Source organism: Gillisia sp. Hel_I_29, assembly GCF_000744275.1.
GTDB lineage: Bacteria > Bacteroidota > Bacteroidia > Flavobacteriales > Flavobacteriaceae > Gillisia.
Window position 1 is genome coordinate 2,251,473 of record NZ_JQLP01000005.1, and the last position, 17,872, is coordinate 2,269,344.

At 32.1% G+C, this 17,872-nt stretch carries 15 protein-coding genes and 1 pseudogene; 12 read left to right on the plus strand and 4 right to left on the minus strand.

Features of this window, described 5'->3' with window-relative positions; translation table 11 throughout:
- Positions 1–52: 52 nt before the first annotated feature.
- Positions 53–1,024 carry a WD40/YVTN/BNR-like repeat-containing protein gene (locus tag P163_RS15445; protein WP_034893280.1) on the plus strand — a complete coding sequence of 324 codons (972 nt, stop codon included), beginning with the start codon at positions 53–55 and terminating at the stop codon, positions 1,022–1,024.
- Positions 1,025–1,189: 165 nt separating this feature from the next.
- The gene (locus tag P163_RS15450; RefSeq protein ID WP_034893283.1) at positions 1,190–2,521 is read left to right on the plus strand and encodes a hypothetical protein; all 1,332 of its coding nucleotides are present in this window, start codon (positions 1,190–1,192) and stop codon (positions 2,519–2,521) included.
- A gap of 165 nt (positions 2,522–2,686) precedes the next feature.
- On the opposite strand, the gene P163_RS15455 is transcribed toward P163_RS15450, so the two are convergent.
- Positions 2,687–3,763: an IS110 family transposase gene (locus tag P163_RS15455; RefSeq protein ID WP_034890591.1), complete on the minus strand. Its 1,077-nt coding sequence runs from the start codon at positions 3,761–3,763 to the stop codon at positions 2,687–2,689.
- 273 nt (positions 3,764–4,036) lie between these two features.
- On the opposite strand from P163_RS15455, the gene P163_RS15460 reads away from it, so the two are divergent.
- The 6 genes from P163_RS15460 to P163_RS15485 all read left to right on the plus strand — a co-directional run bounded on the left by P163_RS15460 (position 4,037) and on the right by P163_RS15485 (position 11,487).
- Positions 4,037–4,702, plus strand: coding sequence for a hypothetical protein (locus P163_RS15460; RefSeq protein ID WP_034893285.1), 666 nt, complete (start codon positions 4,037–4,039; stop codon positions 4,700–4,702).
- Between the two features lie 185 nt (positions 4,703–4,887).
- The gene (locus P163_RS15465; protein WP_034893290.1) at positions 4,888–7,278 is read left to right on the plus strand and encodes an AAA family ATPase; all 2,391 of its coding nucleotides are present in this window, start codon (positions 4,888–4,890) and stop codon (positions 7,276–7,278) included.
- Between the two features lie 195 nt (positions 7,279–7,473).
- Positions 7,474–8,223 carry an SDR family NAD(P)-dependent oxidoreductase gene (locus P163_RS15470; protein WP_034893293.1) on the plus strand — a complete coding sequence of 250 codons (750 nt, stop codon included), beginning with the start codon at positions 7,474–7,476 and terminating at the stop codon, positions 8,221–8,223.
- 240 nt (positions 8,224–8,463) lie between these two features.
- Entirely contained in the window at positions 8,464–9,687 is a 1,224-nt protein-coding gene (locus P163_RS15475) for an ImmA/IrrE family metallo-endopeptidase (protein ID WP_034893295.1), read from the plus strand.
- A gap of 1 nt (position 9,688) precedes the next feature.
- Positions 9,689–10,225: a hypothetical protein gene (locus P163_RS15480; RefSeq protein WP_051931264.1), complete on the plus strand. Its 537-nt coding sequence runs from the start codon at positions 9,689–9,691 to the stop codon at positions 10,223–10,225.
- A gap of 239 nt (positions 10,226–10,464) precedes the next feature.
- A complete protein-coding gene (locus tag P163_RS15485) occupies positions 10,465–11,487 on the plus strand; it encodes a S41 family peptidase (RefSeq protein ID WP_034893297.1) in 1,023 nt (340 codons plus the stop codon).
- Between the two features lie 161 nt (positions 11,488–11,648).
- Here P163_RS15485 and P163_RS18635 read toward each other — a convergent pair whose 3' ends face one another.
- Both P163_RS18635 and P163_RS18640 read right to left on the minus strand, forming a co-directional pair.
- Complete coding sequence (locus P163_RS18635) at positions 11,649–12,053, minus strand: IS110 family transposase (RefSeq protein ID WP_316930089.1); 405 nt, start codon at positions 12,051–12,053, stop codon at positions 11,649–11,651.
- Positions 12,054–12,250: 197 nt separating this feature from the next.
- Positions 12,251–12,634: pseudogene (locus P163_RS18640) on the minus strand (IS110 family transposase); the annotation flags it as partial.
- A 230-nt stretch (positions 12,635–12,864) separates the two neighbouring features.
- Here P163_RS18640 and P163_RS15495 point away from each other — a divergent pair.
- The 4 genes from P163_RS15495 to P163_RS15510 all read left to right on the plus strand — a co-directional run bounded on the left by P163_RS15495 (position 12,865) and on the right by P163_RS15510 (position 16,841).
- Positions 12,865–13,548 (plus strand): hypothetical protein, encoded by a 684-nt coding sequence (locus tag P163_RS15495; protein ID WP_034893301.1) that lies wholly within the window; start codon positions 12,865–12,867, stop codon positions 13,546–13,548.
- Positions 13,549–13,748: 200 nt separating this feature from the next.
- Positions 13,749–14,813, plus strand: coding sequence for an adenine-specific methyltransferase EcoRI family protein (locus P163_RS15500; RefSeq protein WP_034893303.1), 1,065 nt, complete (start codon positions 13,749–13,751; stop codon positions 14,811–14,813).
- Positions 14,814–15,890 carry an HNH endonuclease family protein gene (locus tag P163_RS15505; protein ID WP_034893305.1) on the plus strand — a complete coding sequence of 359 codons (1,077 nt, stop codon included), beginning with the start codon at positions 14,814–14,816 and terminating at the stop codon, positions 15,888–15,890.
- 156 nt (positions 15,891–16,046) lie between these two features.
- Positions 16,047–16,841 (plus strand): hypothetical protein, encoded by a 795-nt coding sequence (locus P163_RS15510; RefSeq protein WP_034893306.1) that lies wholly within the window; start codon positions 16,047–16,049, stop codon positions 16,839–16,841.
- A gap of 205 nt (positions 16,842–17,046) precedes the next feature.
- Here the strand turns inward: P163_RS15510 and P163_RS15515 are convergent, their stop codons facing one another.
- A complete protein-coding gene (locus P163_RS15515) occupies positions 17,047–17,775 on the minus strand; it encodes a transposase (protein WP_231556209.1) in 729 nt (242 codons plus the stop codon).
- Positions 17,776–17,872 lie beyond the last annotated feature (97 nt).

The window sequence follows — 17,872 nt, forward strand, 5'->3', positions numbered from 1 at the left end:
ATAACTTAACGCAACAATTTTTCAATATCTTCATCTAATAGAAAACATAATTATGAAAAGAATTCTTTTATTGATATTAACAATTTTATTATTCTCCAATTGCTCAAAAAACAATGACCACACAGAGAGAGGAGATTTAATTAGTGAAGACAATTTTGACATTCAGAAAATTAGCTTAGATTTTAGTATTGTTGATATGGATTTCTTAGATAAGAATGTGGGATATGCAATTGATTATCAAAATCGCATATTGATTACTCGTGATTCAGGGAATAATTGGAATGAACTCTATGTTACAAATTATGAATTATTAGATATTCAATTTATAAATTTAGAAGAAGGTTTTATTTTAGCTAAAAATGGTGAAGATTTTATTTTATTAAATACTTCGAATGGAGGTGTAACATTCCAAGAAAGAATAATTCAAAATGGTGGAGAACTAACAAAATTGTATTTTGTAAATTCAGAATTAGGCTTCGCATTAGGTAATCATATAGTTAAAACTAAGAATAGTGGTGCATCGTGGAATGAAATAAACTTAGAATTTAATGTTTATCGCGATATGATTAAGATCGACAATATAATTTATACTAGTGGTTTGAGAGGTACTTTTTTAAAAAGTGAAGACGATGGAGATAATTGGGAAAAAATTAATTTGGAGACGGATTCTCACATATATGAAATTAAGCCCTTTCAAAATCTTTTTTATTTAAGAGGTCAAAGCCTTCTAAAAACCGATTTGAAAAATACTCAAGAATTTTCAATACCAGGTCTAATAAACCAAACTCATATATACAATGAAAATGTAGTTATTGGTTTTGGCGAACAATATCCTGATCAAGGATATTTTCAGAGTGGAGCAATGTTTATTTCTAACAACTCAGGAAAAACTTGGAAAACAACTATATTTAATGATTTCAATAGAATAACAGTAACAGATTTTATAGATGCAAATTATGGTTTTGCGATTGCAGATGATTTTATTAAAGGAAAACAATATTTACTAAAAATTAGCATAGAGTAATCATACTGTGTACAACAACGTATATCGCAAATAACGGGCAGTTTGCTGAAAATGATTATTTTAGTGACCAATTTTGGAAACAACTAAACTGACAAATTCGCGTCCTCATTCCCGCAACTTGCGTTATACGAGACCGTTGGCAACAAGCTAAAAAAAATCACTCAATTGGAAAAATTTGAAAAAACAACGAAAGAAATTTTTCATTTAATTGCCGAATACGGAATTAAAAATAAACCTCTTGATTTTAGAAATCCAGAAAAAATTACTGAAAAGGATAAAACTGAATTTCTAATTCAAGTTCATAAAGGTTTTAGACTTGGACAAACTTTAATAATACAAGAAATATTACCACTTATAAAGGAATTAAAACTACTTAAAGAAAACGAAAAACAAGCGAAAAGAGATAAAGACAAAGACTTATTAAAAAAAATCAATTTTGAAATCCAATTAGCTGATTACAAAATCAATATCTTAAGACATTTTGCGGATTTTATAGCTTGGCAAATATTCAAAAAAGACTATTACAAAGCTCGAAGATTTTATTCAGGAGATAGAAATAGACCTGATTTATTAAACACGAATTTAGAATCTGTTATAACAACAGTTGAGCACTATCATAAACAAGATGATAAAAATTTCGCCTTAATATCAGATTTAACGTCATTTATTGATATTGGAGATATATTATTAGTTAATGGGAAAGAAAATATAATCATTGAATGTAAAGAAGGAGAAGTTCAAAAAAAAGTATTTGATTTTTTAGATTATGCTTCACAAGATGATTTTGATGCTACTAAAATAGATTATAGTGATAAAAACGATAAGTTCTTCGACCAAGTAGAAAGGACACTTAAGCAAATGGAAAAAGGAGCTAAAGTTTCTAATTTCCTCAATAAAGAAGAAGGAACTGACGCCTTTTCTGAGACAAAAATTAAAGTATTAGAGTCAACTAATCCTCAAAAATATTATTTTAAATATCTATTAGATTTAATCAAAAATTCAAAAGAAAACAATTCCACATATGGCGAAATTGAAGATATAATTTATGTTGGTATTTATAGAGAAAATAAAAGACTTGTTTCACCACATTTATTTAAAGGAATAGTTGACCATATCTATGAAAAGAGCATAGTTGTGGATTATGTAAATTTAATTGGATTACCATTAAAAGAACCAATGTTTTTAAAACCTTTTGGTGTAGAAAATATTTTCGATATAATGTTTGGAAGAATAAAGATTTATCTAGCCATCAATTTAGATAAACTTATTGAACTATTTAATACAAAAGGAATTTCTGCAAAATGGTTAAGTAGAAAAGAAACTCACAAAATTCTCGACTTAGGACAAAGGCACAAACCTTTTGTTTTCGAAAATAAAGCGATAGAAATTACAGTAAATGGACAAACTATGACATTAGGAGATTCATTTTTAATTTATTTACTTTTAGACAACATAACACCAACATCATATGTTGAGAGATATAATAATCTGAAATAAAAAGCCAGTTGCCAACATCGGTTAAGCGCAAATAGCGGGCATTCTGGTGAAAAGTGCTATTTTAGAGACCAAGAAAAAAACAACAAAGCCGACAAGAACGCGTCCCTACTCCACGCTACTTGCCTTAGGTACTGTGTTAGAAAACAAGTATTTTTGATAAAAATTTTAGGAAGTTGTCAATGCTAAATTACTTCTATCCTGTGCAGCAAGGACTTCGGTTCTTGCTGTCTTTTTTTGCTCATGTTCTGGATCGTAATCTATTTTATTTTTCCATAAACTATACATTAATACCAATAGCTTTCGCTCTACTGCTACTAAGGCTATCATTGGTTTGACTTTAGTGGGTTGGACTCGTTCGTAAAATTTTCTCAAGGTTGGATTCCATTGTATGGCACTCATCGCTGGCATATATAGTGCACTACGAATATGTTTATTCCCTTTCTTACTGATTCTCGTCTTTCCCTTATAAGCACCAGATTCTTTCAAGACCACATCAAATCCTGCATAACTAGTCAATTGTTTAGCATTAGTAAAACCGGTGAAACCCAAAGTTTCACCTACTACGGTCGCTGCAGATTTAAAAGAGATCCCGGGGATACTTTCCAAATGCTTAATCCTTTGATGCAACTGTGGATCATTCTTAACTAGAATTTCCATCTCCTTTTCTATTTCTATCAACTGCTTTTCAATCAATTTTAATCGCTGTCCATAGCGCTTTAGCTCCCGCTTGCTTTTATAAACGGAGTGTTCCAAGGCATGAAGTCTATTTCGCTCCATCTGCTTTTCCTTTAGTAAAAAAGATCGTTCCCGACTCAGCCCTTTTAACTGACGTAATATTGGATCTGGTGGGCTCCATAATGCCAACTCTCTTTCACAACCAAGCATGGCAAGCATACGGCTATCTAAGGCATCGGTCTTGGAACGTTGATCCAAACTTTGAGCATAGCGCTTTACACGTCCTGATTGCATAACACTTACAGGAAATCCTTCCCCATAGAGATGGTATACCAAAGCTTCATGATAAATACCTGTCGATTCCATAACGACAACTATATCCTCTGGAGAACTGGCATTTTTAAGTAACCACTTTACCAACTTTTTAAAACCTGATAAATCATTACTAACCTCAAATGGATCTTCAAACTCCTTTGTAAGTCTAGCCGTTAGACGGCACAAACAAACAGCCAAAGTCTCTTTTGAGACATCTACTCCTAAGGAGAGTTTCAAAATTTCATTCTTCATAATAATGTTGATTTTTTAAACTCTATTCTCCATCACTTTTGCTCGCTTTTGATACGATCTCTGTTATAGGATCTAGGTACTGTTCAAGTTCTTAGAGAAATTAATAGAAGGGTGGAATTTCTAACACACGATATCATTGATTAAATGTATCTACCGAGACCTCCCTATCCCTTCTATGGAGTTTAATAATTAATTCCTATTTTTAGCTAAATTACAATCTCAAATCTAACATACGAACCGAGACCGTTGTAAAACATTTTATAGAAGATTGAAATGGCAAACATTGAAGAGATAACTAGAAAAATAGATATTGAACTGATAAAACAGAATAAAAACTATTTGACTTTGGGACAAGCTAATAAAATGCTTTTTGAAAAAGGAATTATTTCTGAAATCGAAAAAAATAACGGTTTTCTGAAAGGTTTATTAGAAAATAAAAATATAAAACACGCAAAATGTACTGAATCTAGTCCAAGACAATGGAGAATATTTTCATCCAATAAAAATTGGAAAAAGAATACAACATCCTTAAAACAAACAGCTGCCAGAACTAACTCGGAAGTTCGTCGCAAAAATAAATCTAAGGTTCGTGGTAAGAATAAAGAATGGAATATTTCCGGAAAAGAAATAACAATTGGTGTAATCGTATTAATGATAATAGGTTTTTTTATTTTAGATAATGGAAAGTCAGATTCTATTTTAGCTTATAATGTAGCAACTGAATATGTAAAAGTGAATCTAAGATCTCCTTCGACGGCAGAATTTCCAGGAACATTTGAAAAAAAAGACCATATAATTAGCGTAGGGGAAAATATTTATATCATTAATTCTTGGGTAGACAGTCAAAATGGTTTTGGAGCAATTGGAAGAAGTCGATGGTCTTGTAAAGTAATTGTTAACGGAGATCAAATTGAGGTCGAGAACTTAAGAGTGCAATAAAACGTTATACAACATCGGTTAAGCGCAAATAGCGGGCATTCGTGTGAAAAGTGCTATTTTAGACATCAAGTAAAAAACAATAAAGCCGACAAGAACGTGTCCCTAAACCACGCTACTTGCCTTAACCAAGAACGTTACCTGCAAGGTTTTCACAAAGATTTTAGTTTGCTAATAAAAAATAAATAATGATTAATAAAATTGAGAGCCTTGTCTCTATTGGAAAATACAGAAATTACCAAGCTTCAGGACAGGTAAATTTTAAACCATTAACTCTAATTTACGGAGACAATGGTGGTGGAAAAACGACATTAACTTCAGTTTTAAGATCTCTAACGTCAAACGATCCTGAAATAATTAGGAATAGAATTTCAACAGCAAGTACCCAACCCCAAGCTGCTCAAATTACTCAAGTAGGTACACCAAATATTTTTCACACATTTGGAAACTCAGGATGGACTATTCCTTTTCCTAATATTGAAATATTTGATATTCATTTTGTCAATGATAATATTTACTCGGGATTTGACTTTAATGAAGAACATAAAAAACAATTACATCAATTTGTAATTGGTGCCCAAGGTGTTGCAATCCAAAATCAAATTGAACAAAATAAGGCAGACAAGGCAAGCTCAAGACAAAATCAAACAAATTTAGAGGCACAACTAATTCAACAGGTTGGTAATAATCTGACAAGTGACTTGCTAATAAACTTTCTAGCTATAACTCTAACACAAGCAACCGGGATTGATCAGGCAATTACTCTGGCAGAATTAAGCTTAACAAATGCCAATTCAAATGCAGTCATTCAAACATTACAATTACCTGTACCAATTCCACCGTTTAATTCGAATATAAATTTTAGCACCTTAATAACTGATCTTCAAACCACATTACAATCAATTCAAAATCAAACTCTAGAACAATTATTTGCAAATCATTGTCAGGATTTGAATGAGAATTCAATCAATACAGCTGAAAATTGGCTTCAAAATGGTTTTAAATATATTAAGGTTAAAGCCTCCAAAGAAGAAAGTGATTTAACCTGTCCATTCTGTATGCAAAGCATAGATGATAATATGGAAATTATTAGATCATACACGAGCAAATTTAATGATGAATTCAATGCTTTTCTTTTACGACTAAGATCACATTTAAACTCTCTTCAAAATTTTAATCTAGAGGTATTAATTCAATCTATAAACAACAGTTGTGTTGCTAATAATCAAAAAATTGCATCTTGGAGCAGTCATTTACCGAGTACAGTCCAAACTCCAATAAATTCAATTATTTCAAACGAAAGCGAGTTACGTTCCCAGATGCAGAATTTAATCGCCGTGGTAGAGTTAAAAATTCAAAATCCTACTGCTATAATTGATATAAATAGTGTAAACGCTTTTCAAACTTTATTACAAAATTTAACTAATAGTATTACATTATATAATCAAAATATTACAGCGTACAATAGCTCAGTTAATACTTTTAAAAGTGGAATTCAGACAATTCAAAATGCTCAATCTCAAGTTGACAACTTAAAAAGAATAAAAAAGAGATTTGAGCCAGCTATAATTCAGATTTGCGATCAATTAATTGGGGAAAGACAACGTTTAAGAATATTAACTAGTGCTTATCCACAATTAATACAACAACAAGAAGCAGCTGCAACAACTTTCTTTGCGAACTACGAGACTAGAATTAATCATTATCTCGGTACAGTTTTTAAAACTCCGTTTAGGATAAGTAGTGTTCAACACGTTGCTCCTCAAGGACGGGCTACGCAAAGTAAAATAAATTACACGCTCACTATTGATGGTAATCCTATTTCATTTGATACTAACCAACCATTAAGTGCCAAAGAATCTTTAAGCGAAGGAGACAAAAGTACAATAGCTCTAGCATTCTTTTTATCTAAACTCGACATAGACCCAAATAGCCAAGACAAAATATTAGTATTTGATGATCCTTTATCAAGTCTAGATACTAATAGGCGATCTTACACCATTAGCATTATCAAATCGATACTACCAAATTTAAAACAAATAGTAGTACTTAGCCATAATGAATACTTTCTTTATGAAATTGGCAAAGACATACCGGTGGCAAATAAAAGCACTCTAAGAATAAAGCAAGATTTCGCAGCTAATTCATCTGAAATAGGAATTTGTGATTTAAATGAATTAGTAAAAAATGATTACTTCAAACATCTAGAAGCCTTAGAAAATTTCAGATCAAATCCTGATCATCAAATCAAGGATACGGTTTTAGGTTGGTTAAGAAATGTATTAGAATCTCACTTAAGATTTAAATTTTTCAGAGAGTTAAGATCAATGAACGGTCAACAAACATTTGGAAGATTAATATCTTATCTTGATACCTCAGGTGTTGTATTTAGAGATAATGCGAATCGGAATGATATAATTTCAACCTTGAACCTTATAAATAGTGTTTCTTGGATGTCTCACCACGGTAACCCTTTGCCTAATTACACTGCAATCGGAATTAATCCACACACTATAACTGCAACCGAATTAGATAATTTAATTCAGGATACCTTAAGTTTAATTGATACAAGACTTTAAAATATTTTTAGAATAAAACCCTGCAGGTAACATCGTTTAACAGCAAATAGCGGGCATTCAGATGAAAAGTGATATTTTAGACACTAAGTAAAAAACAACAAAGCCGACAAGAACGTGTCCCTACTCCACGCTACTTGCGTTAAACAAGACCGTTGGTTACAATATGAAAAACAATAAATTTAAAAATTAATAAATATGAAACTATTAGAAAACAAAGTATCAATAGTAACGGGTGCTGGATCTGGAATAGGTAAAGCAATCGCAAAATTATATGCTAAGGAAGGAGCTAAAGTCATTGTAAATGACATAAGTAAAGAAAATGGACAAACTGTGGTAGACGAAATTCAATCTGAAAATGGAGAGGCTTTTTTTATTGAGGGAGATGTCTCAAAAGCAGAAGACATTAAGAATTTGGTACAAAAAACAGTAGAAAAATATGGTAGATTAGATATCGCCTGCAATAATGCCGGTATTGGCGGGGAAAAGAATAATACTGGGGATTTCTCCATAGAAGGATGGCGTAAAGTAATCGATATTAATTTGAATGGCGTTTTCTATGCTTGTAAATATGAAATAGAACAAATGGAAAAAAATGGAGGTGGTATAATTGTAAATATGGCCTCTATTCACGGAACTGTTGCTGCAACGCTTTCCCCTGCATACACCGCATCTAAACATGCTGTTGTTGGTTTAACCAAAAATATAGGTTTAGAATATGCGCAAAAGAACATTAGATGTAATGCTGTTGGTCCTGGATATATTGAAACTCCTTTATTAGAAGGATTACCTACAGAAGTCTTAGACGAACTTAAAGCCAAACATCCAATGAATAGATTAGGTAAGCCAGAAGAAATAGCTGAATTAGTACTATTCTTAAGCTCTAAAAAATCATCTTTTATAACTGGTGGATATTACTTAATTGACGGTGGATATACCGCTATTTAGTAGCACTAAAATACTGTAACCAACAATGGCTATAAGTAATTGCTTCTGCTTGCCAATTATGAAAATCCTTGCAAATTTTTAGCATAGTGCGTACTTGCGAAACTTCTGCTAAATTTACGCAACTACTTATAGCCTAAACGTTGTGTGTAATACAAAAAAACACTCGACTAGGAAAATTTTCCTAATAAAATAACAGTTATTTGATAATATTTATTATTTTTGGGAAAATTTTCCTATTTAATGAATGATTTTTCTATTTCGAATTTACTACAAGAATCTTTTGAGAATAAAGAATCTATAAATCCACGCGAAATTTTCGAAAGCAGATTAGCGGAATTAAACATTAGTGAATATCAAGCTTTCAATTTAATTGGACTTGATAAAAACTCTGTTAATCCAATTCTTGATGGTTCAATAAAGCATCCTAGTCTATTCAACGTTTTGAAAATATCAGATTTCCTAAATATCGAACTGAAAGACTTAATTGTGTTTTTAATTTCTAATCAACAAAGTGATAAAATTAAAAAATTGGAAACATCAAATGATTTCCAATTCATCGAAAAGAATTTCGATATTGACAGATTGAGTAAAGTTGGTTTAATCAATTCTAAATCTGACTCGTCAGAAATCAAAAAGAATTTATTAGAATTTTTTGGCTTTGAGTCTATAAGAGAGTACGAAAACTATGCTCTAAAGTTAGATATGATTCTTTACAGTTCAACCAAAAGAAATTTTGCTGACAAAATGAGATATTTTTCAATCTCATCAGCATATATGATATTCGAACGTATATCCAATCCTAATTATTACGATAGAGATAGTTTAAAGGAGCTTGTTCCTAAAATTAAACCATATACCCAAGATGTGGAGAAAGGATTACTGACCGTATGCCAAGCTTTATATAGTATTGGAGTTACCGTCTGTTTCCAAAGACAACTTACGACTTCACAATTTAGAGGTGCAACGTTTGCGGTCAACCGAAAGCCTTGTATTGTACTTACTGACTTAAATCAGAATTATGCAACAATTTGGCACGCATTACTTCACGAATTATATCACGTTCTTTTTGATTTCGACAGCATATCATCTCAAGGCTATCATTTAACTGGAGAACCAGACCTGTTATTAATAAACGAAAAAAATGCGGATGATTTTGCACAAGAATTTTTCTTCGATTCTAACCTTTTAAGGTTTATAAAACCTCACATCAATAATGAACTAATGGTTAGTCAAATAGCAAAGAAAAATAACATTCACAAATGTTTTGTTTATCGTGCATTCCAAATTGATATGTGGTTTAATCATAAAAAGAATTTTTGGAAAGCGACGAAGTATAACAAGCATTTTCCAGAAATAGATGAAACGGTTAAGAGATTATCGCCTTTAGTATGGGAAATAGATTCAATCCCACAAAAAGCGCAAATCATTAAAGAAATATTTGAATTAAATAAAATAGTGGAATAATATGGACAAAAAGAAAAAATCAGCTAAAGACCTAGAGTTAGAAAAGCAGAAAAATATAGAGAAGTTAGAAATACTTCAAAAAGCAAAAGAAACGCAAGGTAAGCAGTTAAGTATCGACATTGAAGATGGTCAATTAAAAGAAATTGATGAACTCAAAGAACTAATTGACAAGAAATTTGACAATCCAGAGGAAAAGCACTCATTGTTCTACAACGGAATCCAAAATCTGTTGTTAAAATATTTACCAAGAGGTAAAGAATTCGCTGAACAAAGAAAAATTATTCACGAAGAAAAGCTTATTTTCTTAAATCGTGGTATAGCACTAAAACCAGATGGAACAAGAGGAAGTGACTCTAGAATGACTTATGCAGAAGATATGAATGAAATGGCAAAACTTATATCTGATTGGGTTTTGACTTCCCAAGATTATGTGGATTTATATTTAAGACTTTACCAATTAAATGAAAAATATGATTACGGACATCAGATAAATGATGATTCAAGCAATCCGTTTTTCAATAGAATGAACGAAAAATAAAGTACTACACACAACAATGTATATAAAACATAGCTCTTACAGGCTTTCCGAGAGGTTTGTGTGTATTTGTGAAGACCGCCAAATTTTTAAATTTGGCTTTTAGTAAAATAAAGATAAAAAGTAAAATTTAAAAATTCGGCTCGTGTATAATCCGAAACGATAGCGTCTTTTTACACGCTACGTTTCATATACGGAGACGTTGGGCGTAATTATTCCACATTAAGAATAGAAATTATTTTATGAAAAAATACCTAGGAATTACATTTATATTACTCTTCTCGTTCAATATTCAAGCACAAGAATTTAAAACTTCCCAAGACAGTATAGAACACTTCTATGACGATCTTTTTAAGGTAATGAAGAATGGATATTTATATAAAGAAACAGTGAACTGGAAAGAAGTAGAGTCAAAAATTGATAAGAAATTAATGCAATATTCAGATTTCAACAAATCACTAAACGAGGTTTCTTATTTTTTTGATTTAACAAAAGCAGATCATTCTAGATTATTTTATAAGGACAATCAATTTAGTGGAAATTTTCAAGGTCCTACTCAAGATGATTTTACCGAGCAATGGATAAAAAAATATAAGACAAATCCACAATTTGAAGTTAAGATTTTAGATAATCAATACGGGTATATTTTAATGCCAGCTATGTACAATGAAAAAAATCTTCATAAACAGTCACAACGCTTGTACGATGAAATTAATAACATTAAAAACTCAAATAAATTACAAGGTTGGATAATTGATCTGCGGTTTAATACAGGTGGCGACATTTTTCCAATGCTTTTAGCTTTGTATGATTTTCTAGGCGATAATGTAGTATGGGGTACACTTGACATTGATAAAAATCAGACTAGCGAAATAAGATTAAAAGATGGAAAGTATAAGGATAATTCTAAAACAGTGTTTTACATAAAACCCAATGGTGAACTACTTGATAAAATAAAAGTTGCAGTCATAACTAATATTGCAACTGGTAGTTCTGGTGAAATAACTGCATTAGCATTCAAAGGAAGAGAAAACACAATATTTATTGGTGAAAAAACATATGGTAAGACAACTAGCAATGTTAAAGCAGATTTACCATTTGGAGCATTTATGACCTTAACAACAGGCTATGACTGCGATAGAAATGGTAATTATTATGAAAATATTATTCCTGACGTTACTGTAGTTGAGAAAGATAATTTTGAAAATCTACTTTTAGATGGAAATATTCAGGAAGCAATAGAATTTATATCAGAACAAGAATAACTTCGCCCAACAACGGTTATCACAAATAACGGGTGTTGTCGAAAAAGCGTAATTTAGCATCCTAACAAGAAAACAACTAAGCCGACAAGTCCGCGTCCCTACTCCCGCAACTTGTGTTAACCGTATTCCAAGGTTAAATCCAAACTTTTTTCCCTAATTCTTCAGGTAGCAAATTTATGTAGTTCCACATACGGAGTACCTCTTTTTACTACTGCAAACACTCTGGATAATAGCTTATTGCGAACATTATGCAGCGCAATCATCTTTAGTTTACCTTCTTCTAGCTTTTTCTTGTAATAACGGCGTAATTCACTATCATGTTGAATAGCTGTACAAGCAGCCATGCTAAGCAGACTCTTCATTTGCCGGTCTCCCATCGGGTGACATTTTCGCCTTTTATGAATACTGCTCCCAGAACTATGACCAAAAGGAGCTGTCCCACAATAACTGGAGAATTGGCGCCAGCTATCAAAACGTTTAAAATATTGGTGTGATAAAGCAACTGGGCACCTACAACTAATCCCACGCCTTTTAAAGAAGAGATCAACCGATAGTTTTGTGATAATGCTTCAGAATTCTTTATAAGTGATTTTAGTTGCTTCTCTATTTTATTTATTTGAGAAGTTAGATGAGCAATAGAGCTTACCAGCGTCTTGCAACAGGTATCGGTTGAACTACTGCTGAGTAACTTCTTTAGCTCGGAAAGGGTACTCATTAAGCCTGTACGACTTCGAACCAGTTGATCCCGTAAAGCGAGTAATCTGCCTACTTCCAAGAGTTCCTTATCTTTCAGCTCACTGGCAGAAAGTTCCTCTCGGTGAAGCCAACCATATCTGGCGATCATCATGGCATCTACAACATCATTCTTCTCCCTGATTACTCCAGAGGATCTTTTGATCACTACTGGGTTTTCCTGCACATAAACCGCCTTCTTCGACGATAAATACAACGCTAACTTCAAGGAATAATGACCTGTATTCTCAAAACAAAAAAACACTTTCTGTTCCTTACCGTTAGCCCATTTCAACAAGGCTTTATAACCCACTACATCATTACTGAACTCACGATGTAAACTTCGATTATACGCAAAAGCATCTAACTTGTTTTTTGAAACATCAATTCCGATTACTTCTTGGTAATTTTTCATATTTTTAAAAATTAATATTTGAAGGGCGCAGTAACTAACTCCTTTAACGGGTCCATTTATTGACCTGGTATTCCAAATGGTTCTTTGCTGCCCATATGAAGAATGGAGGACTCTTACGGATATTGGATCTGTAATCTAGAGACCGTTTTAGTTCTCCTCCTTCTTCATATCAAAGGTATATTTATTAATAAACGTAGTAAAGGAGACCGTTGTGTACAATTTTTAAGAAAATGATAGATTTTAAAGTTCCTAGATATTGGATACAAAGAAAAAGTGGAAGTCGAAGTTATCCAAATGAGATTGAAAACTGGTTCTCTGAGGATTTCGATAATTATTTCATCTATCATAATCCGATTTTAATTGATTTAGATATTCAAAATGGTCGTGAATCTTCTCGCGACGAACTAGGAAGACCTAAAAATAAACGTGTCTTGACATTTAACCAATTCAAAAAGGAATTTTTAAAAGAAGGAGAAGACTTTAAAGATTATTACGATTACGTTATGTATCAGGTCCGAAACAAAGATACGAGACCAAATTATTTATGGGGAAGTGAAGAAGGTTCTAGTATTTATTTTAATGATATTTTAGAACTCTTAAGAGTATTCGATTCAACCCTTCAAACAAAAGTATATTGCCATTATGATGTTTTAAGAAAAATTCGAGGAAATATTGAAAACAATGACTTACCGTCATTATATTTTACAAAAATAGAACAGATTAAAAATATAGCTTCAAATTTTTCAAATCTTTCCCCAGAATTTGTGCTTGAAAAAAATAAAAAATGGTGTTTCACTACTTTATATGATGATTCCAAAACAGCCATTGGCTGTGATAATAATACTGCTGTAAAATTGATTCGAAATGCACATTTAGGAATAGAAAGGATAAAAACTGTACACAACAACGGTTAATCGCCAATAAGCGGCAACGTTAGTAAGAAAATAATTATCTTGATCAACTAATCAATACTAAGCCGACAAATCCGCGTCCCTTACTCCGCCAACTGGCGATAACCGAGACAGTTGTACCCCATTAAAGAAAAACTGACAGAACAGAACAAAAACGAGATTGAAAATTTTATCTTTACTACATAAAAAAGAAACAGAACTGAATGGCTAAAAAAACACAGATTAAAAACCTAACAAAAGCGAAAAAAGATAAGAATGATGAGTTTTATACACAGCTTTCTGACATTGAAAACGAATTACGTCACTATAAAAATCACTTTAAGGGCAAAGTAATTTACTGTAATTGTGATGACCCAAGAGTTAGTAATTTCTTTCATTACTTTTCGTATCGTTTCGAGCAATTAGGAATTAAAAAGTTAATTGCCACTTGTTACAAAAATCAAAACGCAGATTTGTTTAGCCAAAACGACTCTGACAAAGCCATTTATTTAGAATATACAGGAGACAAAAACGGAAACAGAATACCTGACCCAGAGGAAATCGGAATAATCGAACTCAAAGGAGATGGCGATTTTAGAAGTAAAGAAAGTATTGAACTTTTAAAACAAGCTGATATTGTTGTTACAAATCCGCCCTTTTCACTTTTTAGAGAATATATGGCACAACTTATTGAATATGATAAAAAATTTGTAATAGTTGGGCATCAAAACGCTACAAAATATACCGAGATATTCCCTTTAATTAAAGAGAACAAGGTTTGGTTAGGTTTTGGTTTTAAAGGTGGTGCAGGTCATTTTATTAATACCCAGTATGAAGATTATGCAACCGCAGGAGACCACAGAGAAGGAATGATAAGAGTTTCGGGAGTTCATTGGTTTACAAACCTTGACATAAATAAAAGACACGAAGATTTAATCCTATATAAAAATTATACCCCAGAAGAATATCCAACTTATGACAATTTCAACGCTATAAACGTTGATGTTACAAAAGATATTCCTGTTGACTACAAGGGGTTTATGGGTGTTCCGATTACATTTTTAGATAAATATAATCCTGACCAATTTGAAATAGTTGGGTTGGGTCAAGGTAATTTATATAGAGAATTAACACCAAAGGGTTTAAGTCAAAAATTTGTAGATGATTATTATAAAAATGGAGGAACAGGCGCAATAAAAGAAGACCATCCAATTTTAGCATATTATGATAAAGATGGTAAACCAGTCATTCCATATATGAGAATTATTATAAAAAATAAAAAAGTTTAGATGGATATAGAGCTAAAAAAAATCACGGTTCGTGAATTAACAAAAGGCTATCAAGATAATAACGAGGATGGTGTAATTGGTTTTGATGGTAAATTGGATATTAGACCACCATACCAACGAGAGTTTGTCTATGACGAGAAAGAAAGAAATGCAGTTTTGGATACTTTACGAAAGGACTTTCCCTTAAATGTAATGTATTGGGCAGTTCGTGAAGATGGAAACTTTGAAGTAATAGACGGACAACAAAGAACTATATCAATTTGTCAATATGTAGAGGGCGATTTTTCAATAGATGGAATAGGTTTTTATAATTTAACTAACGATAAACAAGAGGAAATCCTTGACTATACTTTAATGGTTTATTACTGTTCAGGTACAGATAGCGAAAAATTAGATTGGTTTGAAACTATCAATATTGCGGGAAAAGTATTGACTAAACAAGAATTAAGAAATGCAGTTTACTCGGGTTCTTGGGTTTCAGATGCAAAACGCTATTTTTCAAAAAGTAGCAGACCTAAAATCGGAGACGAATATTTAAGTGGTTCTGCAAATAGACAAGAATATTTAGAAACTGCGATAGATTGGATTTCGGAAGGGAAAATTGAGGACTATATGTCTAAAAATCAACACGAACCAAACGCAAACGAACTTTGGCTCTATTTTCAAGCAGTTATAAGTTGGGTAAAGGCAACTTTTCCAAAATATCGCAAAGAAACGAAAGGGTTAAAATGGGGTTTACTATACAATGAATTTAAAGACCAAAAATTTGACTCTAAAAAATTGGAAGAGCAAATTACGGACTTAATGATTGATGATGATGTTCAAAACAAAAAAGGAATTTATGTTTATGTTTTAACAGGAAAGGAAAAGTATTTAAACATTCGTGCATTTAGCGACAAACAAAAACGAGAAACTTACGAAAGACAAAAGGGTATTTGTATTGTTTGTAAGCAACATTTTGAAATTCACGAAATGGAGGCTGACCACATTGACCCTTGGCATTCAGGCGGAAAAACAACAGCAGAAAATTGCCAAATGTTGTGTAAAGAAGATAACCGAAGAAAGAGCGGAAAATAAAAAAAACGGGGTACAACAACGGCTATAAGCAATTGGGGTTTAAGTGCTTAACCGAAATTAATACATAAAACAAAGGTCAGTGCTAAACCGAAAAGTTAGGGCAATAAATCCCCAACTGCTCATATCCAAACCGTTACCTGCAATTATCCTAAACAAATGTATTGGAAAGAAATTAAAGATTACATAGAAATAGCAGTTCTAATTCCATCAATTCTTGGAGGATTATGGCAAACTTATGAATTAGCATCAATATCTACGAGCTATATTAGATTCTTTTCCGTAAGTCAAGTAATACCAGATGGATTACTAATTCTATTTAGTGGAATCTGTGTTTTTATCACAGACAAACTAAGTTTTTTACTTAGAAAATTTCTTCCCTTTTATAATAATAAAGTTGATAGTTGGATGGTTTCGACGATAACTATTTTAGGTTATACATTTATCGGATCTGTAATATTATACTTCTCTTATATTCATTTTATAAAACAAGAATACTTCCAGTTATCAGATCTTATATTTCTTATTTTTTTTACAATAACATTTTCATGTATATTTTATTACCTTCTACCTTATAGTTTTAGAAAGAAAATTAAGTCAGCTTTTTTTAATAGGATTAAAAAAAATGAAGAAAAAGGAAATAATGTTTTATTGCAAATAAAGGGTATGGCAATTATGATTATTGGCGCCCTAATCTTAATTATTTCATCAAAATTAATTCAAAATTTTAGACATAATTACATTGATATTGGAGAACTACAAAATTTAAAATGCCTAAAGAAAATTTTAAAGAACAAATCTAATAGTGCAAATTCTAATATAATTTATTTTAACGATAAGTATATTTTCACTAAAACATCGAACTCGGAGAATACTGAAATAGAAATTTTCAAAACTGATATATTGTTTGACGAATGCGGTATAACTGCCTATAACAACGGTTATCACAAATAACGGGTTTTATCGAAAAAGTGTATTTTAGTATCCTAAGTAAGAAAATAATTAATCCGACAAGTTCGCGTCCCTACTCCCGCAACTTGTGTTAACCGTATTCCAAGGTTAAATCCAAACATTTTTCCCTAATTTTTCAGGCAGCAAATTTATGTAGTTCCACATACGGAGTACCTCGTTTTACTACTGCAAACACTCTGGATAATAGCTAATTGCGAACATTATTCAGCGCAATCATCTTTAGTTTACCTTCTTCTAGCTTTTTCTTGTAATAACGGCGTAATTCACTATCATGTTGAATAGCTGTACAGGCAGCCATGCTAAGCAGACTCTTCATTTGCCGGTCTCCCATCGGGTGGCATTTTCGCCTTTTATGAATACTGGTCCCAGAACTATGACCAAAAGGAGCGGTTCCACAATAACTGGAGAATTGGCGCCAGCTATCAAAGCGTTTAAAATTATTGGTGTGATAAAGTATTTGGGCTCCCACAACCAGACTTACGCCTTTTAAAGAAGTGATCAACCGATAATTTTGCGATAATGCTTCAGAATCCTTTATAACTGATTTTAGTTGCTTCTCTATTTTGTTTATTTGAGAAGTTAGATGAGCAATAGAGCTTACCAGCGTCTTGCAACAGGTATCAGTTGAACTACTATTTAGCAATTTTTTTAGCTCGGAAAGCGTGCTCTTTAATCCTGTACGACTTCGAACCAGTTGATCCCGTAAAGCTAGCAATCTGCCTACTTCCAAGAGTTCTTTATCTTTCAGCTCACTGGCAGAAAGTTCCTCCCGGTGAAGCCAACCATACCTTGCGATCATCATGGCATCTACAACATCATTCTTCTCCCTGATTACTCCGGAGGATCTTTTGATCACTACTGGATTTTCCTGCACATAAACCGCATTCTTCGACGATAAATATAAGGCTAACTTCAAGGAATAATGACCCGTATTCTCAAAACAAAAAAAACTTTTAGTTCGTTACTTTTAGCCCATTTCAATAGCGATTTATAACCCAATACATCATTACTGA